Raw genomic sequence first — 21483 nt, 5'->3', positions numbered from 1 at the left:
TAAACCTTAATACATGAAAATCTTAAAGTACTTTTTCAAAGGAATTCTAATTTTGTTTGGATTAATAATTATTTCCTTATACGTTACCGATACCGATTACCTAATTAAAGCCGTAAGAACCATTTACCTTAAAGGCTATTCCACGGCTTACCTAGATGATTTTAAAGAATTTGATAATCAAAAAGTAGAAAATGGCATCCCGCAACCTTGGCCAATTCACAAAGACTACAATAAGGTTAAAGAAACCGAAGCCCTTAACACCATAAATAAATCAAACGGAACTATTGCTTATGTGATTATAAAAAATGACAGTATTTGGTTTGAAAATTATTATGACGGTTACGATGAAAACTCCAAAACCAATTCGTTTTCTATGGCCAAAAGTTATGTGTCTGGACTTATGTTTAAAGCAATTCAAGATGGCTACATAAAAAGTTTAGACCAACCTGTTAGCGATTTTTTACCAACATTTAATAAGGGTTTAGCAGCAAAAATGACGGTAGGCGACTTATCGAGTATGGCATCTGGAACTACCTGGGATGAAAAATACTATTCCCCTTTTTCCATTGTAACGCGTGCTTATTTTGATGATGATCTGGAAAAAGTAATGCTTGGTTTAAAAGTTCAAGAAACACCAGGACAAAAATTTAAATATGCTAGTGGCGACACTCAAATGCTAGCTATGGTAATAGAAAGAGCAACAGGAAAAAAACTTTATAAGTACTTAGAAGAAAGCTTCTGGAAACCTTTGGGTTGCGAAAACGAAACCCTTTGGCAAGTTGATAGTAAAAAACACGATTTAGTAAAATCTTACTGCTGCATTGCAAGTAATGCCAAAGATTTTGCTCGCTATGGTAAACTTTTTAAGGACTATGGTAAATGGCATGGTAAGCAAATTTTAGATTCCACTTTTGTAGCAAAATCCGTAACGCCCCGGTTTCCAGATAGTCCACAATACGGTTACGGCTGGTGGCTGAAAGAGCAAAATGGCAAGCAGTTTTTTATGATGCGTGGGCATTTAGGACAATACGTTATTGTGGAACCTAATGACAATGTTATTATTGTGCGCTTAGGCCATTCCAAAGGAAACAACAAGGAAGTAGGCTCATTCACACAAGATATTTCCGTTTATATTGATGAAGCTTATAAAATGCTAGAGCAATGATCTCAAAACTTAATTTAGAAAATATCTTGTTTTTAGATATTGAAACCGTTCCAGAAGTTCAGCATTTTTCGGAATTGGACGAAACCAAACAAGCACTTTGGGAACACAAATCTAAATACCAAAGAAAAGACGATGAAACTGCTGAAGACTTTTATGAACGTGCCGGAATTTGGGCAGAATTTGGTAAAATTGTTTGTATTTCTGTAGGCTATTTTACCTTCCGTGGTGATATAAGAAACTTTAGAGTAACCTCTTTTTGGGGTGATGAAGTAAAAATTTTAAAAGACTTTAAAAATCTACTCATTTCGCATTTTAACGAAACTAAACACCTGCTATGCGCTCATAATGGTAAAGAATTCGACTTTCCATACATTGCACGTCGCATGATAATAAACAATATTGAGTTGCCTAATAAACTTAATTTATTCGGAAAAAAACCTTGGGAAGTACCGCATTTAGACACTTTGGAATTGTGGAAATTTGGCGATTATAAGAACTATACCTCTTTAAAATTATTAACCAACGTATTAGGGATACCGTCGCCAAAAGATGATATTGATGGTAGTGAAGTGTATCGTGTTTTTTATGAAGAAAACGAAATAGACCGCATTGTAATTTACTGCGAAAAGGACACCGTTGCTGTGGCTCAAATATTTTTGCGTTTACGTGGTGATGATCTTTTAACCAACGAAGAAATTATTCATATTTAAGGAAAGTTTACTTTAAAATATTCCTTTTACACAAGAGCATTTTCATTTAAACTATCCAAACAAAAAACAGCAGATGTTCTAGTAAAATGCACTAGTTCCATCATTTTTTTAATATTCACGTCATTCGAAATTGGCAAAATATTAAGATCGGATGTACTCGATTTTAATAAATCTAATTCTTGTTTTACATCATAAGCATCAATTATCGAATCTTCTGGAAAACGCACCAAATCTTTTAATAAACTAATATCATCATTAGTTTGCATACCATTATCATCAAACCCAACTTTCACATGAATTTTACCTTTCCAGTTTTTTTGAAGTAGCAGTGAGGTTAAAATTGAAATATCATTATTTCCTAAATCGTAACTTTGCTTCCAATTTGCTGGAAATTCCTTTAGCCATAACGTGATATCTCTCTCTAAAGAAAGCCCAACATTTTCAAAAGGCACGTACAATAAAACGCTATACTTATTAAGTTTAGCTACTTCTATTAATTTTTGGTAAGAATCATGAAATTGCTCATTACTACCAACTGTTAAAAACAGGGTATTAGGTTTAAAAAAAGCGGCGTTAAGTGATTGCATACTTATCTTTAAACTTTCTGACAAATCGTTCCCACTGATATACGTATAGTTGGTTGCAATATTTTTACTTTTTAAACGCTTACTTACCTCGGGCAAGAACACATTTAACTTATCTTCTATATCCTTATCAAAACTTTGAACGGCTAAAAATTTAACCGATCCTTTGGGAGCTACAACGCTTTCAATTAGTTTAAAAGCCACCCTGATATCTTTTGGTGCAGTTACGGGAATAAGCAAATCGGGGCGCCATGAACGTACTTCTCTTGTGGGGCTTAACTCTGTTGTTTTTTTTGTAGACCACTCTGCCAACGCGGTAAACAAACCACTTCTAGAATCGCCTGCCTCCGATTTCAATTTCTTTTTCACTAAGTAGAAATAAAAAATTATAATTAAAATTATGGAAGCTAAAGCTACTGCTGCGTTTATAATAAACATAACAGTTATTGAGCCAAAAGCACCAATTAACGGAACTATTATAGGGATTTTTAAAGTTGGTCTGAAACTGGGTAGAGCCAGCGACTGCTCTATTAAGGCCACAACGTTTACCATGGCATAAGTAATCATAAAAAACATGGTTATTAACGGGGCTATGGTATTTAAATTTCTAAGCGACAATCCTAAAAGTACGATTACAGCCGTAATAATCATGGCATTTATTGGTTCTCCCTTTTTGTTGGTTTTAGCTAAAAACGGACTTTTAGGAAGAATTTGTTTTTCACCTAAAGCCAATAAAATTCTAGGAGCACCTACAAAAGACCCCAATGCAGAAGACAATGTTGCTCCTAACAATCCTGCCAACACAATTGGAGCGTAATACGCCTTATCAATAAACACATTATAGTTTTCCAATAACTCTGTTGGAGTTGCTAATAAAGCTGCTACAAAAACCAATCCCATATAAACGATAGTGGTAATTAACACAGCACTAATAGTTCCTATTGGAATGTTTTTTCTAGGGTTCTTGAGGTCTCCAGACATGTTAGCACCTGCCATTACACCCGTAACGGCAGGAAAAAAAACCGCAAAAACAACCCAAAAGGAGGTGCCCTCAAAATTATTCTCTATGGAACCTTTGTAATCGCCAACCCAGACAAAATCGTAATTAAGCTCGTGTATAAACAAGCCACCTAGAATTGAAGCTATCGATAATATAATGACAGCCATTATAATATACTGTATTTTAAAAGCAAAACTAGTACTTATAAATGCAATTGTTAAAACCAAGGAGAAAATTAAAATATCTAAGATAATAGGCGCAAATTCTGGTAATAATGTTTGCAGACCTTCCCTAAAACCAAAAACATACATAGCTACAGCAATTGCCTGAGAAAAGAAAAAGGGAATACCAATGGCACCACCTATTTCTAAGCCCAAAGACTGGGAAATCAAACTAAAAGCACCTCCGGATCCAATACGTATATTAGTAGTAATACTTGATAATGATAGTGCTGTGGTTAAGGTTATGGAAACCGCAATAACAATTATAGACAGCGCACCAAAGATGCCTGCATTACCAACCACCCAGGGGTGTCTAATATACATGATAACACCTAAAATGGTTAAAAATGTTGGAGTAAAAACACCAGCCATAGTGCCAAATTTTTTTCCTGATTTTGTGGCTTCTACCTTCATTTTTACTACTATTTTAAATTTGTTTAGTTACACCAGTCTCCAATATTGTTTACTAAATTTAAAGTTTTTTATCCTTAAAATATCACGCATTTTCATTTTTTTCAACTTTATACATTAAGGAAAACGCTATTTTTAATGGTTTGAAATTATTTGAATAATTCTTTAAAAAAAAAGCAGCTTGAGATAGGCAAAAGCTACTTTTTAATTTTAAGTCTTTAAAAAAAACTAGTTTAATAATTTATCCTTTTAAAGCAGCCACTTTATCTTCATAGGCATGCCATAGTTCTGTAATATATACATGTTGATTAGAAAAATCATTGTTTAACTTATCTAATGATTTCTCCAAATCTTTATCCGGATGATTAAATAAATCTACTTGAAGGTGCCCTACTTTAGCAACTAAACTTTCACAGGAGTTTTTGATGTCTTCAATTTTTCTTAAAAATTCTTCTTTTAATTCTAATTTAGATTTTTCCATAATTTTCAATTTTATAAATTAAACTTATACCCTACTGCTAATTGATTGTAATCAAATAAATTTCGAATTGTAAAATCAACATAAAGCTTACCATTCAATACATTAGTATTAGCACCTAATATTAAGTTGGCATTGAGTTTAGCAACCCCTTTTATGTTCATAAACCCTAAACCAGCTCCCGCATAGGGTTTTACAGTGGCGTTGTTTATGTTTATTGGCATGATACAGTTACCAGAAATACCGAAGGATATTGGGTTAGAAATACCGAAGAACAATTCGGGAACTAACATTATCTTAGAAGCCTGAATCCCAAAATAAGCACGAGTTCCTATTACAGGCATCGATTCTTTTCCGAACATAATACCTGCAAAACCAGCCATATCTTGAAAGGCAAGTTTAGATAAATTAGGTTTCGGTTCTTCCAACTTCATGGGTTCTACAAAAGATAGGGTATCAACCACCTTTTCTTCAGTTTCATTTAACTCCACTTCTGGCTCTATAACATTACTTTCTGCTTTTTGAATAGCATGCAACCCTTCTATGCGCTCTGTGTTACTTTCAACTTTTCTATTTAGCGTGTCTAATTTATTTAGAACTTGTTGATACTTGGCATCATTTGATTGTTCGGCTTTGGCGTTAATATCATTTTTTAATTTAGCGTTATTGGCTACTTTTTCTAATTCAAGTACCCGCTTTTTGAGAAGTAAAATTTGATTTTCATTATAAGCTTGCGATTGATTTTTTAAAGTTGTTGATGGAACAGCATTTGTTTCAACTTGGTTTAAAATACGTTGAATTAACATTTCAAATTCCAGTGGCGTCATTTGCACCATTGGTTCTTTGTCTTCTACTGGAGCCGTTTCAACAACAGGTTCAGGAACTAATTTACTCTGGGCCTCTACTTTCTTTTCTTCAATTATTTTCTTATGAATTGCTGGTTTATTTTCATCTACAATCGAATCATCAGCCACAACTATTTTTTCCACTTCTACTTTCTTTTCTGTAGTAGCTTTTTTAATGTTCTCAGTTTTTTTTGTTGCAGCCACAACCTCAACGGCCTCTACTTCTTTCAAAGCTTCAACTGTCGCTTTTTTATCTTCTAAAATTTCAACGGCTTTATTCAGGTCTTTATTTGCCTTAGCCTTTTTCAAGTCTGCTTCTAACTGTGTTATTTTTTCTTGATAGCCTGCTTTAAGATTTGAAATTTTGATATCGTTATCAAGCTGTTGTTCATTGAGAACTTCCTCTAAATTTTCATTATAAACGGTAGATGGAGAGGCTGCTTTTTTACCCAAAACTAACTTCAAACCAAAATCATACATAATATGCGTTTGTATTTGGTCTGGTGATTGAAGATCTTCTTCATTGGCATTTGATGTTAATAAAGCTTTAATGCCGCCATAAGCTAGAACACCTTTTACTAGCGGCACTTGTAACCCCAGACCTCCTGAAGCAAAATAACTATTGTTTACAGAGCTGCCGTTCTTACCTAAATAGCCGTTGGATGCATTCATGTAACCGCCTCCTAAAGCTATATAAGGCACTACGCCGGTGGGCTGATTCAATCGAGCTCTAAATTCACCACCATACATGGAAAGCTTATCGAAGTCGGTTGAAATTTGCTCATCATTTGCTGCCTGATAGTAAAAGGCTCTTATTCCGATATAATCGTTAAAATCCAATCCTAAATAGCCTCCTAACAACCAAGCATCTCGAAAATTAGATTCGTTATCAAATTGAATATTAGATAAACCAGGTTCTAGAACAAATCTAACTCCACTAAATCCGCCAGAAAAGCTATTTAAATAGGCTTGATCCAACTCGGTTAATGTACCGGGTTTGCGACCTCCTAAATAAAATTGTAAAGATGCCATGGCCGACCAGTTACTTAATTTCTCATCGTTAAAATCTGCATCCGAAACTCCAAAAGTTAATTTATCCGCCTCTGTTAGCAAACGAGAACCTGCATTAAAATTATACATGGTGTTTTTTGCCTCAATTGCAAAAACAGTACGTTTACCCATATTAAATTTAGCACCCAAACCCAGCGAGGCAAAAATTTGCTCATGCTTAAACTGAGACTCCAACTGTATGGTTTGAACTCCCGAACCTAGAGTGAAATAAGGATTAAGCTTGGTTGAAGTGCCAAAATTTGCTTTAAATTCGCCTCCAATTCTTGTTAGGTTGACATCTCTTTTTGTAAATGAATCGCTTGAATAATTAACCAAACCAAAATCGGAAAAACTAGTATTTAAATCTATGTCTTGCATATAAGTTGCACGCAACTCAATATATTCGCCAAAACCGAAACCAACTTTTCCTCCAAACAACAAACCATCTTCTAAACCCGATTTATTATCCCAAAGTGTATATTCTAACGCTGGTGATAATGTGACACTTATGTCTTTTACCTGAGCAGACACTTTGAAACTGCCTAGTAAAATCATAAAAATTAGTGTGTATAGTTTTCTCATATGTAAGCATGTTGTTTTATTATTAAATACTTTTAAACCACTTCTTTACCAACAACTTCTTTTTCAACTACTTCATTATTTGGAATAACTTCTATTGTATTATTAGATTTTAATTTATGCTGAAGGTTGTTTATCAAAGAATCCTTTTCTAGGCCTAAAATTGTTTTTTGAAATTCGGAAACTTCTACTTCCCTTCTTAGTTCTTTAAAGCCGTCGATTATTGCAAAAGCTATTAATGCCACTAAACCTATTACCTGAACAAGAATTAATGGTGGCATTTGAAAAATTCCGAAGCCTAAATCGATATTAATAGATGTTGAAAATAGATTGAAATTTAGTATCAATAAAAAGGCGTTAATCGCTAGGTATAGGTAAATTATAATATATTTCATAACTATTCATTTTCTAGTTTAATTAGTTGTTTTTCAACTTTAAGCAACAATTTTTGATTTGCCTTATATTCTAACACCAGATTATCTATTGCTTTTGTATTTAAAAACGTTTTATGCAATGAATCGTTTTTTAAATAATGTGCTAATGTTAATTCTCCGAACTTAAAAGTTAGTGTTTCTTGAGCAGCTTCTAATTTGTGTTTTTCTTTATTTAAAGCCTGCTTATCGGTAAAATGATGAATCTTTTCATTCGCTTCCTCTACCAATTCTGCACTTGCTACATATGCCTTAGCTGTGGTTTCTTTAAATTTTTCGGTAACAAATGATGCACCTTCAGCCACATAAGTTGCGCCTTCCGCAACATTTTCGGTAACATTTTCTATTAAAGATTTTAAAAAGCCCTTATTACTTTTATCTTTAGTAGTTGTTTTTGTAATTTTTTTCGTTGCCATGATATTATTTCTTTTTATGGTTAACTCTATTGCTTCTTCTCTTTCCAATCATGTATAATGCACCCATTATTAAGCCAATGGTAACTATTATTATAAAGGCCAAACCAGATTTACCCGATTTCTCTTCTTTGTTCAATACACCATCGTCCTCTAGGGCTTTATCTGTAGTTAAAGGGGTATCTAGATTGGATATTTTGGCGGCTAACAACTTATAATCAGTATCTAAATTTGATTTTTCGCTTAACAGCGTGTTTAAAATGTCATTAATTTTAGAAATTTGTTCTTCAAGTCTTACTTTTTCATCGGCATTAAACTCGGTTATGATAAGTTGAGTATCGTAATTACTTCTAATTTTTTTGCTAAGTGCATCTCTTTGACCAGAAATCCTAATAATCTGTTCTTCAGCATCTGCTACACTTCTATTTATGTTTTTTACCACATCATTCTGAATAAGTATTTTAGAGTTAATACTATTCAATAAGGTATCTACATTTTTAAATGCAGCCGGTGGTGCCCCTTTATCGTACAGAGCCTTTTTTTGTTCTTGGTAAACATTTTTCTCTTCATTTAAAATTTCAATTTTTTTAAGAGCCAATGCTACTTCTTTCTTTTGCAAAGAAGTTTGTTCCTGCAAATTTTCCTTTTGACCTTTCAGTTCATCAAGTTTACGGTTAACGCCTTCTATGCCCGGATTAAGTTTTTTTTCGTTAATGGCTTTCATAGATACTTCCAACTGCGTTAAAACCGCCTTTAATGAATCTCTTTGCTCAGATAATTCGTCGATAAGTTTTACTTTTTCAACTTTTTGCGTGCTTAACAACCCTAATTTTGAGTTATAGAGGTTAATAGAATCTGCATTTGTTGCTACATATTCATTGGATGCGCCATCTTTAATCAAAGATTGGTCTGCTTTTTTATCTCCACTTGTACAACTTATAATTGCTAAAGCGAGAATTCCTAGTGTTAATAGTTTTGTTTTCATATAATAATTATTTAATTAGTTAAGGAGTAAGTTCTATTAATGAGCCAGTTACTTATAAAAAAGTCGTGTTTATTAAATAAAAATCAGCAACCAAATCGTACTTTTAAGGTCATGCTATTTTGATTTTATAAAATATAAAAGACTATGTACAAGCTATTTTTATTATTAATCAGCCTTTTTTCTTTGACTGTTGGCGCGCAATTAGATTCGACAAACCAAAGTATTATTCGACTTTCTGAAAAAGACTTAAACGCTATTATTACTAGAATTGTAGAAGCTAAGCAAAGACACTATAAGATACGAAATTTAATTGACAATCAACCAGTTAATTCAGATAATTTACGATTAAACGCTGATATAAATCTTTTGTATAAAAAGGTTGAAAGTTTAGAAACTGTATTTGGTTCCTTAAACACGAAAACAATTATGCCTTCGCAATCTTTTAATGAAAATTTGCCCCTAAAAACCCAATTGGAAGTGTTGCAGCTTAAAATTGATAGCTTAAACTGGTTTTTGGATATCTACCGCAAAAACGACCCTAGTTTACGCCAAGAAACCATCCGTCCTATCAATACAAAAATGAACAGACCATTACTACAAACTGAAATAGATTCTATTACTACACTTATAAAAAAAAGGCTGCAGACAGAAAAGCAACAAAAGAACCTAAATATTCTAGACAGCACACCATCAGCATACATCTTGCTATCAAAAAAATACGGAGACTTTAAATCTCAATTATACTTTGAAAACAATTCGGTAGCTATTGACACCTCTCAAACTGAAATTATTCGTAATGTCGTATCCATCTTAAAAGATAATGACAATATAGATGTGTTACTAAAAGGTTTTACAAGTAACAAAGGAAGCGCCCTTCACAACCAAAATTTATCGATGCGTCGTACAGAATCTGTAAAAACAGCTTTAGTTGCACTAGGTGTACATCCCACAAGAATAGTATCCATGTACCATGGCGTAGACTATAAGGCAAATACCGAACAAGAAGCAAGACGAGTAGATATAACTTTTATTATCAGAAAATAAAAATGAAGCTTACAATTATAATGTTCTTATGTTTTCTTTAATTTGATAAAGTCTTTATATTTACTCATGCCAAATAATATAATTTTAAAAGTTTCCGATTTATCCATTTCATTTGGAAACAACGAGGTCATTCATCATATTTCATATCACTTAAATCAAAATGAAATATTAGGTATTGTTGGTGAATCGGGTTCAGGCAAATCGGTATCATCATTAGCCATCCTAGGATTGCTTCCAAAGAAAATTTCAAAAATATCTTCTGGTAGTATTCTTTATAATGGCGAGGACTTAACAAAATTATCTTCGAAAACATTTCAAGGTATTAGAGGAAAAAAAATAGCGATGATTTTTCAAGAACCAATGAGTTCTTTAAACCCATCGATGACTTGTGGCAAACAGGTTCAAGAAATTTTATTACAGCATACTAAATTATCTAAACAAGCCGCCAAAGAAGAAACAATCTCACTTTTTGAAAAGGTAAAACTTCCAGATCCCGCACGCGTTTATAATGCCTATCCGCATGAAATTTCTGGTGGTCAAAAACAACGGGTTATGATTGCTATGGCCATAAGCTGTAAACCAGACATTTTAATTGCGGACGAACCCACCACGGCTTTGGATGTCACTGTGCAGAAGGAAATAATAAAGTTGCTTAAGGAGCTTCAAGCTTCAACCAAAATGAGCATCATATTTATTACCCACGATTTATCGTTAATATCGGAAATAGCACATCGGGTATTGGTAATGTATAAAGGGGATATTGTGGAACAAGGTGCCGTTAAAACCATTTTTAACACACCAGAACACGTTTATACCAAAGCGTTAATCAATTCACGTCCGTCTTTAAAAACACGATTAAAAGTACTGCCAACCATTCAAGATTATTTGAATAACACCACCAAGCATGAAATTATAAGCTCGGAAGAACGCCAAATGAATCATGAAAAATTATACAGTAAACCAGCTCTATTAGAAGTTATTAATGTTGAAAAAGCTTATATATCCAAATCTGGTTGGTTTACAAAACCGAATGTATTTAAAGCGGTTGATGATGTAAGTTTTAAATTGTATGAAGGGGAGACTTTGGGATTGGTAGGAGAATCTGGTTGCGGAAAATCAACACTCGGAAATGCCATACTTCAGCTGGATAAGGCCACAGCAGGACAAATTCTGTACAACGGCGTTGACATTACAAAGCTTTCAAATTCCGAAATTAAAACCCTAAGAAAAGATATTCAAATTATTTTCCAAGACCCTTATTCATCATTAAACCCCAGAATACCCGTAGGTGAAGCCATTATGGAGCCAATGAAAGTACATCAACTTTATAATAATGATGCTGAGCGAAAAGAAAAAACTATTGAAATATTAAATAAAGTAGGACTCTCGGAAGCGCATTTTGATCGGTATCCTCATGAATTTTCAGGTGGGCAACGTCAACGCATTGGTATTGCTAGAACCATTGGCTTACAGCCTAAATTAATTGTTTGCGACGAATCTGTTTCTGCTTTAGATATTTCGGTACAAGCACAAGTACTAAACCTGCTTAATAATCTTAAAGAAACATTTGGTTTCACCTATATTTTCATTTCGCATGATTTAGCGGTTGTGAAATATATGAGTGACCAATTGTTAGTTATGAATAAAGGTAAAATAGAAGAATTGGACGATGCGGATGTTATATACGCTTCGCCCAAAACAGAGTATACTAAAAAGTTGATAGCTGCCATTCCAAAAGGATTATAGCATAAATATCTTCTTCGTTAAATAAAGTAAGCTTTTAATAAATTGTAAATTCAAACGTAGGTTTTTTTTGAATTTACTCTCAGAAATCGTAGGTTGTTCAGGTAGATTTGTTGCAAAATTCATAAGCTTTAAGTTTATGGTAGATTTGGGGAAATCTATTTATTCTGTTTGGTAAATTTGGGTACTGCTAAGATATACGTTTTTTCAAAAGTTTCGGTCTAAAAACATAATTATTCGCTAAAATACGTATTTTTTTAACATTTAAACATTATTTGTAGTCTAATTACTTCTTTTTTGTGACTTCTGAAGTTGAAAATTAAAAATCCCTTTTTAAAGCTTAACTCTAATTTATTTTGAAGAATGTGCTTCTAAAAAGTTTAGGAGTTTTTTAGGATATGCTTGCCCCCCAATTGCCGCTAAATTATGATGACCTCCTCCTTTTACTAAAACCAAGGTTTTATCTTTTGAAGCCAAATTTTCATATAAGGCTTTGCCATATTCCACACTAATATTTGTGTCTTTATCACCATGTGAAATAAGTATGGGTTGCGTAATGTGTTTTACAGATTCAATTGGAGAAACCCTATCTGGATTAAATTTAGCGATTTGCCCAGCTTCGTTTAATGCTATATTAGAGGCAAATTCAATACCTATGTCGAATAAAAAACGCTTCTGGTAATCATACACTATTTGCCGGAGATCGGAAAAGGTACTCTCAATAATCCCAAACTCTATCCGTTTATCATATTCAATCGCTTGAATAGCAATAGCGCCACCTAATGAATTACCCCAAATAGCCACCTTTGTATCGGGTGTTTTCTTTTTAATGGCATTCACAATAGCTTTTATATCTTTCTTCTCAAAATCACCATAAGTAGTATAGCGCCCTTCACTCTCACCATGCGCTCTATTATCAAAAAGCCAACTATCATACCCATTTTCAGCAAGATTAATCGCAAGATCAGTAAAATGTTCTTTACAGCCACCAATACCATGAACTAAAATAATGGACGCTTTAGGTTTACCTAAGGACGATTTTACATGAAAGCCTTTTAATTTTGTCTTATCAAAAGAAACCACATCCACTTTATCATATTGGGTAGTACCATTTTCAAAATAGTCAATAGAAGTAACTCTTGGTGGTATTATTATGGAATACGGAAGCACATGTATTAAAATTACATATCCTGCTATTCCTAAAAACAACACTAGGGCAATTAAAAATTTATATCTTTTTTTCAATTTTAACTATTTATATCCATTTCTGGAATTTCACCTTCCACAATCAATGTACCTTCAGTGGCTTTAATTACGGCTTCAACAGAAACGCCTGGGGCGCGTTCTAAAAGCTTGAAGCCATTTTTTGTGACCTCTAAAACCGCCATATTGGTAACAATTTTTTTTACGCAACCAACACCTGTTAAAGGCAAAGTACATTGTTTTAGTAATTTTGATTCGCCTACTTTATTAGTATGCATCATGGCAACGATGATGTTTTCTGCACTAGCAACTAAATCCATAGCTCCCCCCATACCTTTCACCATACGTCCTGGTATTTTCCAATTGGCTATATCGCCATTTTCAGCTACCTCCATGGCCCCTAAAATTGTTAAATCAACATGTTTACCCCTAATCATAGAGAAACTCATTGCAGAGTCAAAAAAACTGGCGCCTGGCAATGTCGTAATAGTTTGTTTACCGGCGTTAATTACATCGGCATCTTCTTCGCCCTCAAAAGGAAAAGGTCCCATACCTAATACCCCATTTTCACTTTGAAATTCAACTTCTATATCATCCCGAACATAGTTAGCAACCAAAGTTGGAATACCAATGCCTAAATTTACGTAATAGCCGTTTTTTACCTCTTTAGCGATTCGCTTTGCGATTCCTATTTTATCTAGCATAATCTAAGTTTTAAATACCTAAAGTTATAAGTATCTAAAGTTCTCAAAGTAACGCTTTGTTAATTTAACTTAAGTGAACTTTAAGTACTTATAACTTTTAACTTATTACATTTTTTGTCTTACAGTTCGTTGTTCGATACGCTTTTCAAACTTTTCTCCCTGAAAAATGCGTTGAACAAAAATACCTGGGATATGTATTTGATTTGGATCTAAGGTTCCTAAAGGCACTAATTCTTCCACTTCAGCAACCGTAATTTTGGCTGCACCACACATATTCGGATTAAAATTTCTGGCGGTTCCTTTAAAAATTAAATTACCTGCAGCATCTCCTTTCCAGGCTTTCACAAAAGCAAAATCGGCCTTAAATGCATATTCTAGAACGTACATTTTACCATCAAACTCTCGAGTTTCTTTACCTTCAGCAACTTCTGTACCAAACCCTGCCGGTGTATAAATAGCAGGAAAGCCTGCCTGTGCTGCACGACAACGTTCGGCTAGAGTCCCTTGCGGAATGAGTTCAACATCTAATTCGCCAGATAACATCTGACGTTCGAATTCCTCATTTTCTCCAACGTAAGACGATATCATCTTTTTAATTTGATGTTTTTGAAGAAGCAATCCTAAACCAAAATCGTCTACTCCGGCATTGTTTGAAATACATGTTAAACCCTTTACACCTAGTTTCACCAACTGCGCAATGGCATTTTCAGGAATACCACTTAATCCGAACCCCCCAAACATGAAAGTCATGTTATCAGAAACTCCTTTTAAAGCTTCATTAACGTTAGCTACTTTTTTATTAATCATCTTATTATTAAGTTTAATGCTTCTTAAAAATACGAAATAAAAAAACCATTCCGAAAAGAATGGTTTAAGTTTTATATTAAAATTATGATGATTTAAAAATTCAAATCGTCGGGCGTATTACCAGAATCACCCTCATTCATACCGTTTCCAGATGTCTTTGAACAATCTACATTTATTGAAAGTCTTAGTGGCGCTTCAAAATTTCCTGTTGAAACATCCAAAGTTTTATCTGCATAACAACTCTTCATAAATAATCCCCAAATAGGCAATGCCATGGAAGCACCTTGACCATAAGTAATAGATCTGAAATGTACCGCTCTATCTTCACCTCCTACCCAAACACCTGTTACAAGGTTTGGCACCATACCCATAAACCAACCATCACTTTGGTTTTGTGTAGTTCCTGTTTTTCCTGCAATTGGGTTCGTAAATGCATAAGGGAATCCTGTTATAATTTCTTTATAAACCCCATAAGGTTCGCCTGTTCTTTTTAATCTCGCTCCAGAGCCATGTTGCGTAACACCTTCTAATAATTTTACAGTAACATAGGCTTCTTCTTCACCCAAAACATCGCGTGTTTCTGGCTTAAACTGGTATAAGATCGTACCGTTTTTATCTTCAATGGTGGTTACCATAACAGGTTTCGTATAAACACCTTTGTTGGCAAAAGCGGCATAGGCCGATACCATTTCGTAAACACTTAAATCGGCCGTTCCCAAAGCGATTGAAGGTACCGCAGGAATATCAGATTCAATTCCTAATTTTTTCACCATATCTATAATAGGTTTAGGACCAACCTTATCCATTAATTGAGCAGTAATGGTATTTACCGAATTTGCTAAAGCATCTTTTAGGGTTCTAGTACCTCCATAATCGCCACCAGAGTTTTTAGGGCACCAATCTTCCACATTTCCATACTTTCCTTTCTCTATACAAAAAGGGATATCTGGAAAAATATCACAAGGCGAGTAATGCAACTGGTCTATAGCAGTAGCATAAACAAACGGCTTAAATGTAGAACCTACTTGTCGTTTACCTTGCTTTACCATATCATATTGAAAATGTCTGTAATTAATACCACCTACCCATGCTTTCACATAGCCTGTTTGTGGATCCATAGACATCATACCAGTACGTAAAAATGTTTTGTAATAACGGATAGAATCTATTGGTTTCATTATAGTATCAACCTCAACGGCTTTTCCATTCTTCCAAGCAAATACCGACATGTCTGTTGGTTTATAAAAAGAAGCTTCAATATCTTTGTCCGATTTACCCAAGTCGTATTTCATTTTTCGCCAGCGTTCCGATTGCTTCATGGCATTTTTCATTAACTTTTGGATTTCTTCAGTAGTTAAATCTAAAAAAGGAGCTGTTTTGTTGCGCTCGGGTGTATTTTGTTTAAAAAAAGCCGTTTGTAACTGAGACATATGCTGTTGTACAGCATTTTCAGCATATAATTGCATACGTGAATCGATGGTTGTGTACACTTTTAATCCATCGTTGTACAAACTGTATTTAGACCCATCAGGTTTCGGGTTGTTTTTTATCCAATCCTTCATGAATCCATCCAAATAAGTTCTGAAATAAGTAGCAATACCTTCACGATGAGATTCTGGAGTATAATTTAAATCTAAATCCGTTTTTTGAAGTGAATCCTTCACTTTTTCGTCTATATAATCGTATTTTTCCATTTGTGCCAAAACCACGTTTCTACGCTCTAGCGTTAACTCCGGACGTTTTCTTGGGTTGAATAATGATGAATTTTTAAACATCCCAACAAGCATGGCAGACTCTTTTAAATTCAACTCCTTTGGCTCTTTTCCAAAATAGATTCTTGCTGCACTTCTAATACCATCAGCATTATTTAAAAAGTCGTAAATATTAAAATACTGAGCAATAATCTCTTCTTTAGTATATTGACGTTCTAAACGGGTGGCAATAATCCATTCTTTTATTTTTTGTGTCATCCTACCCACCTTATTTTTAGAACCTTCACCATGAAATAATTGCTTCGCTAATTGCTGGGAAATAGTACTAGCACCACCGCCACTTCCTAACTTAACAATGGCTCGTAAAGTTCCAATAGCATCAATACCTGAATGGTTATGAAAACGGGCATCTTCGGTGGCTAATAAGGCTTCAACTAAGTGCTTAGGAAGCTCATCATAACTTACAGGTGTTCTATTATCGTTTAAATAGAATTTACCCAAGGTTTTTCCATCAGAAGAAATAATTTCAGTTGCTAAATTTGTTTTAGGATTTTCTAGAACGGTATGATCTGGCATCTCACCAAAAAGACCCCAAGAAGCAAATAAGAAAACTAATATCACTAAGAAAATACCTGCTATAAAGGTTAGCCAGAACCAACGAATGTATTTTGAAAAGTCCTGAGTTGCCGGTGTTGTTTTTTTTGTTGCCATGTACTTTAATTTGTAAATACGTCCCGAAGAAAAATCAGGACACTCGAAGAGACATTAAATTATTATTTTTTACTAGGTTTTTCTATTCTGAAGCCCACATCGGTAATACCTTCCAAAGCCACCACACCATTTACCTTCCCGTTTTCACGCATAGCCTGTTGTATGTTCACTTTATATTCCCCCTTTTCTCTAAAAACAACCTGTTCTTTATACCAAAGTTTGTTTTCTTTAACATCGGTTAAACCTGTTCCTAAAAACTTACCAGTTGGGTCTGCCATTTTATATTCTAAGGTATCCGTTACCGTTTTTCCGTGAGGAAATACCATTTCAACTATTAGATATAAATTATTGTATTTATAAGTATTCGTATTTCTTAAATTAACAAACAAATTGTAGGCATTTGTAGAATCTGGGGCTTTTATATTAAAGCTAACAACCGAATCTTTGTGCCATTTATTTGGAATTGGATGGTACACATCATAAATACGATTAGGATCGCAGGATGTAAACACAAAAAACAATATCAAAAAAAACAAAGGCACATTATTTCTGCACATTTTTAGTGTTTTGAGGTTTGTTTCTGTTTTTTTTGTTTCTGTTATTACTTTTTTTAACACCTTGCTGGTTTGGTTTTTTATCGGGTGCAGCATTTTTATTGCCTTGATTTGGTTTCCTTCTGTTATTTCTACGTTTTTTATTGGGTTTTGGACTATCAAAACGTGTTAAACTATCTTGACCAACAACATTTTCAAACTCAGTTTTAATTTCTTCTGTAAGCTCTAAAGCATATTCTTCAAGACTGATGATTTTTTGATTTTTCTTATTTAAAGCAATTATCTCGTTAGCTTGCTGCGTAGTTATTTTATGCCAATTTGCCCATTCACCTTCATAGGCATACCACATATGCCCTTTAAAAATATCGGTTTTTTGGCAAACTGCTGTTCCTTTTTCGGTTTGAAGTTTAATTTCTGTTTTCGGGAAGCTTTTTAAAGCATCTAGGTAACTATCTAACTCGTAATTTAAACAACATTTTAACTTACCACATTGACCCGCTAATTTTAACGGATTTAATGATAATTGCTGATAACGTGCTGCTGAAGTACTTACAGAACGAAAATCGGTTAACCAGGTAGAACAACACAATTCGCGACCACAAGAGCCAATACCACCAAGTCTGGATGCTTCTTGACGAAACCCTACTTGCTTCATCTCTATTCGAATTCTAAATTCGCGTGCGAACACTTTTATAAGTTCTCTAAAATCGACACGTTCTTCTGCAGTATAATAAAACGTTGCTTTGCTTGCATCCCCCTGAAATTCGATATCTGAAATTTTCATTTCAAGTTTCAAATCGATAGCGAATTGACGGGCACGCACCTTCATTGGTTCTTCTCTATCGCGTGCTTCCTGCCAGATATCAATATCTTTTTGGTTGGCTTTACGGTAAATTTTTAAAGTTTCTTCTGGTTTTTCAGAGATGTTTTTACGCTTCATTTGAACGCGCACCAATTCCCCAACAAGAGTAACCATGCCAATATCATGACCAGATTGTGCTTGTGTAGCTACCACATCGCCAATACTTAAAGTTAAGTTATCGGTGTTGTGATAGTATTCTTTTCTACCGTTTTTAAAACGAACTTCAACCCAAGCGAACGGTTTTTCACCATTAGGAAGCGACATATTAGCTAACCAATCGAACACCGTTAGTTTATTACAACTATCTGTGCCGCAAGTGCCATTACTTTTACATCCTTTAGGTTGACCGTCTTTTCCAGTTGAACAACTGTTACAAGCCATATGTTTTTTATATATTGATTTCGTTTAAAACCAGAGTTTTAACGAAAGAAGGTTCATACTTATTTTAAAAGGTAAAGATAAGATTATTATGCTTACTTTAAAAAAGATGCTAAATTATCATGATATTTTAAAAAATCATGCGTGTTTTTAATCTTGTTTTAAACTAATTTAACTGAAATTATTTTTACCGGACAAGCCTTAGAAGCATTTTCTGAAGCTTCTAAAATTTCATGTTCATTTGACTTTAATGTAAAAAAACCTTTTTTATCTGTGGCATGCAACAAAACCGATTTCCCATCTTTTTTAGACATTTGAAACTGTTTTGGAGCCAACTCCACACAATAATTACAGCCAATACATTTGTTGCGTTGTAAGGTGATAACTACCATTAGGCTTCCACTTTTTCTTCAACAATTTTATACAATTTGTCCGACGGTCTAATTCTAAAACCTAATGGAATGGTAACCAAATCGCCTTTGCTACCTTTAGTTTGTTTTTGGTCGTTTACCATCATGTCACTCACCTCCAGTTCTTTGGCTCCTGTTGTTGGTCCAGTTATTAAAATGGTGTCACCAATTGTGATATCGAAGGCTTCAATTTTAAATTCGCCTATTTGTGGTTTTGGGAAAAAGTGAGTTCCCTTACCAATATATACTTTCTTTTGAGTAGCATGCGACCCAGAGCCATTGCTCCATTCGCCTAATTTCTGACCTAAATAATAGCCATTCCAGAACCCACGGTTGTACACCTTTTCTAGTTCCTGCATCCATGTAATTACTTTAGCTTTATCGTAGGTTTGGTTCTCTAAACTATCTATAGCTGCACGGTAACAAGCAATTACTTTAGCTACATATTCTGGAGCGCGACCACGACCTTCAATTTTTAAAACGGTAATACCAGCATCAACAACCTGATCTAAAATATCGATGGTACATAAATCTTTAGGAGACATAATGTATTCATTATCAAGCTCCATTTCAAAACCAGTTTCCTGTTCAATCACCGTGTATTTTTTACGGCAATTTTGTTTGCAAGCGCCTCGATTTGCAGATGAATTGTACGCATGCAGGCTCATGTAACATTTACCCGAAACCGCCATACACAACGCACCGTGACCAAAAATTTCGATTTCAATTAATTTACCTGAAGGGCCTTTTATTTGATCTTTTTCAATCTGCTCGGTTATTTTTTTCACCTGTCTTAAACTTAACTCACGACTCAACACCATAGTATCGGCAAATAGGGCATAGAACTTAACCGTTTCGATATTGGTGATATTAATTTGGGTGGAGATATGCACTTCCATACCAACTTCGCGAGCAGCCATAATAACGGCTTGATCCATGGCAATAACCGCTGTAATATTTGCTTCTTTTGCTTTATTGATTAGGGTTTTTACGATGGATAAATCATGATCGTAAATAATCGTATTTAGGGTTAAATACGTTCTAACGTTTTTTTCTTTACAGCGTTTTGATATTTCCTGAAGGTCATCTAAAGTGAAATTTATAGATGCTCTGGCTCGCATGTTTAATTGTTCAACACCAAAATAAACAGAATCGGCGCCGTTATCTAGTGCAGCCTGCAACGATTCAAAGTTTCCTGCGGGTGCCATTAGTTCAATTTTCTGCATAACTTTTAGTTTTGTTTTTTCTGGAAATGATCAAAAATGTTTCTTAGGTCCTTTTTATATGGCAAATGTTCCGCACGGCCTTTTTTGAAAATGTCGTTGCTATTACCTTGACCTTTTCTTAGTTCTTTTTGCTCTTCAAAAGGCAATCTATTAATTTCCATACAGGTCGTAGAGCAACAGTTTTCCATTTCTTGCTTACATTTCGGACATTGAATAAACAGTAAATGGCAGGCTTGGTTTGCACAGTTAGTATGCACATCAAAAGGTTCGCCGCATTGGTGACAACTGGCTATTACATCATCACTTATACGTTCAGCACGTCTGTCATCAAACACAAAATTTTGTCCTAAAAATTTATTTTCAAGATTTTGTTCTTTTATTTGACGGGTGTATTCAATAATACCGCCTTCCAACTGAAACACATTTTTAAACCCTTTGTGCTTAAAATAGGCACTGGCTTTTTCACAACGAATGCCGCCGGTGCAGTACATTACTAAATTTTTGTCTTCTTTATGGTCTTTTAAATCGGCTTCAATAATATCTAAAGACTCTCGAAACGTATCCACATCTGGCGTAATGGCATTTTTAAAATGCCCAATTTCACTTTCGTAATGGTTACGCATATCAACCAAAACGGTGTTTTCATCTTCTATATACTTATTAAAATCTTCCGCTTTTAAGTGAATACCTTTGTTGGTAACATCAAAGGTTTGGTCATTTAAACCATCGGCAACTATTTTGTCGCGTACTTTCACTTTCAGCTTTAAAAACGATTTGTTATCCTGCTCCACAGCAATATTCAATCGAATATCTTTTAAAAAATCGATGCTATCTAAGTGGTTTTTAAATTCGTTAAACCGATCGGCTGGTAATGAAAGTTGGGCGTTAATGCCTTCATGAGCAACATAAATTCTGCCTAAAACTTCCAGACTATCCCAGGTTAGGAATAAGTGATCGCGTAAAATTTGTGGATTTCCAATATTAGCGTATTGGTAAAAAGAAAGTGTTAATCGACTTTTTCCTGCTTGGTCAATTAATTCGGCTCTTTCTTTTGCGCTTAATTTATTGTACAGTTGCATGCTATACTAATTTTTAAGGTTAAAGAATTATTTTAAGGTGCAAAAGTACACTTTTTGAAAAAACGACACTAATAAACATAAAAAAAGCATCTAATTTTACATAGATGCTTCAAAGAAAAATTCGAGCTAGTCTACTTAAAAAGTACACTTTAGATAAGTTTACATCCGATTATATTAA

Annotated in this window: 19 protein-coding genes; 4 read left to right on the top strand and 15 right to left on the bottom strand. The window is 34.2% G+C overall.

What is annotated here, in order from left to right; translation table 11 throughout:
- Nucleotides 1-13: 13 nt before the first annotated feature.
- Nucleotides 14-1165, top strand: coding sequence for a serine hydrolase domain-containing protein (locus ABYI63_RS06910; protein ID WP_372754827.1), 1152 nt, complete (start codon nt 14-16; stop codon nt 1163-1165).
- Complete coding sequence (locus ABYI63_RS06905; protein ID WP_372754825.1) at nt 1162-1875, top strand: 3'-5' exonuclease; 714 nt, start codon at nt 1162-1164, stop codon at nt 1873-1875. Before ABYI63_RS06910 ends, ABYI63_RS06905 begins: the two co-directional genes overlap by 4 nt.
- A gap of 26 nt (nt 1876-1901) precedes the next feature.
- On the opposite strand, the gene ABYI63_RS06900 is transcribed toward ABYI63_RS06905, so the two are convergent.
- The 6 genes from ABYI63_RS06900 to ABYI63_RS06875 all read right to left on the bottom strand — a co-directional run bounded on the left by ABYI63_RS06900 (nt 1902) and on the right by ABYI63_RS06875 (nt 8872).
- The gene (locus ABYI63_RS06900) at nt 1902-4094 is read right to left on the bottom strand and encodes an amino acid permease (protein ID WP_372754823.1); all 2193 of its coding nucleotides are present in this window, start codon (nt 4092-4094) and stop codon (nt 1902-1904) included.
- Nucleotides 4095-4332: 238 nt separating this feature from the next.
- Entirely contained in the window at nt 4333-4572 is a 240-nt protein-coding gene (locus tag ABYI63_RS06895) for a hypothetical protein (protein WP_372754821.1), read from the bottom strand.
- 11 nt (nt 4573-4583) lie between these two features.
- A complete protein-coding gene (locus ABYI63_RS06890; protein WP_372754819.1) occupies nt 4584-7019 on the bottom strand; it encodes a hypothetical protein in 2436 nt (811 codons plus the stop codon).
- Between the two features lie 59 nt (nt 7020-7078).
- Nucleotides 7079-7438 carry a hypothetical protein gene (locus ABYI63_RS06885; protein ID WP_372754817.1) on the bottom strand — a complete coding sequence of 120 codons (360 nt, stop codon included), beginning with the start codon at nt 7436-7438 and terminating at the stop codon, nt 7079-7081.
- Between the two features lie 2 nt (nt 7439-7440).
- Complete coding sequence (locus ABYI63_RS06880; RefSeq protein ID WP_372754815.1) at nt 7441-7890, bottom strand: hypothetical protein; 450 nt, start codon at nt 7888-7890, stop codon at nt 7441-7443.
- Nucleotides 7891-7894: 4 nt separating this feature from the next.
- A complete protein-coding gene (locus tag ABYI63_RS06875; RefSeq protein WP_372754813.1) occupies nt 7895-8872 on the bottom strand; it encodes a hypothetical protein in 978 nt (325 codons plus the stop codon).
- Nucleotides 8873-9016: 144 nt separating this feature from the next.
- Between ABYI63_RS06875 and ABYI63_RS06870 the strand changes: the two genes are divergently transcribed.
- On the top strand, nt 9017-9916 hold the full coding sequence (locus ABYI63_RS06870) for an OmpA family protein (RefSeq protein ID WP_372754811.1): 900 nt from the start codon (nt 9017-9019) through the stop codon (nt 9914-9916).
- Between the two features lie 66 nt (nt 9917-9982).
- Nucleotides 9983-11662 carry an ABC transporter ATP-binding protein gene (locus tag ABYI63_RS06865; protein ID WP_372754809.1) on the top strand — a complete coding sequence of 560 codons (1680 nt, stop codon included), beginning with the start codon at nt 9983-9985 and terminating at the stop codon, nt 11660-11662.
- Between the two features lie 348 nt (nt 11663-12010).
- On the opposite strand, the gene ABYI63_RS06860 is transcribed toward ABYI63_RS06865, so the two are convergent.
- From ABYI63_RS06860 to ABYI63_RS06820, 9 genes are all read right to left on the bottom strand, one after another.
- Entirely contained in the window at nt 12011-12904 is an 894-nt protein-coding gene (locus tag ABYI63_RS06860; RefSeq protein ID WP_372754807.1) for an alpha/beta hydrolase, read from the bottom strand.
- Between the two features lie 2 nt (nt 12905-12906).
- A complete protein-coding gene (locus tag ABYI63_RS06855; protein ID WP_372754805.1) occupies nt 12907-13566 on the bottom strand; it encodes a 3-oxoacid CoA-transferase subunit B in 660 nt (219 codons plus the stop codon).
- Nucleotides 13567-13671: 105 nt separating this feature from the next.
- Entirely contained in the window at nt 13672-14373 is a 702-nt protein-coding gene (locus ABYI63_RS06850; protein WP_372754803.1) for a CoA transferase subunit A, read from the bottom strand.
- Nucleotides 14374-14465: 92 nt separating this feature from the next.
- Nucleotides 14466-16796: a penicillin-binding protein 1A gene (locus ABYI63_RS06845; protein WP_372754801.1), complete on the bottom strand. Its 2331-nt coding sequence runs from the start codon at nt 16794-16796 to the stop codon at nt 14466-14468.
- Nucleotides 16797-16858: 62 nt separating this feature from the next.
- Nucleotides 16859-17353: a gliding motility lipoprotein GldH gene (locus tag ABYI63_RS06840; protein ID WP_372754799.1), complete on the bottom strand. Its 495-nt coding sequence runs from the start codon at nt 17351-17353 to the stop codon at nt 16859-16861.
- Nucleotides 17340-18593, bottom strand: a complete 1254-nt coding sequence (locus ABYI63_RS06835; protein ID WP_372754797.1) for a stage 0 sporulation family protein — start codon at nt 18591-18593, stop codon at nt 17340-17342. Before ABYI63_RS06835 ends, ABYI63_RS06840 begins: the two co-directional genes overlap by 14 nt.
- Before the next feature lie 158 nt (nt 18594-18751).
- On the bottom strand, nt 18752-18982 hold the full coding sequence (locus tag ABYI63_RS06830) for a ferredoxin (RefSeq protein ID WP_372754795.1): 231 nt from the start codon (nt 18980-18982) through the stop codon (nt 18752-18754).
- Complete coding sequence (locus ABYI63_RS06825; RefSeq protein WP_372754793.1) at nt 18982-20226, bottom strand: peptidase U32 family protein; 1245 nt, start codon at nt 20224-20226, stop codon at nt 18982-18984. The genes ABYI63_RS06830 and ABYI63_RS06825 overlap by 1 nt, the downstream gene beginning before the upstream one ends.
- A 5-nt stretch (nt 20227-20231) precedes the next feature.
- Nucleotides 20232-21305, bottom strand: coding sequence for a rhodanese-related sulfurtransferase (locus ABYI63_RS06820; protein ID WP_372754791.1), 1074 nt, complete (start codon nt 21303-21305; stop codon nt 20232-20234).
- Nucleotides 21306-21483: the final 178 nt, after the last annotated feature.

This window comes from Mariniflexile sp., assembly GCF_041583155.1.
Lineage (GTDB): Bacteria > Bacteroidota > Bacteroidia > Flavobacteriales > Flavobacteriaceae > Mariniflexile.
This window is presented reverse-complemented; position numbering and strand designations above follow the sequence as displayed.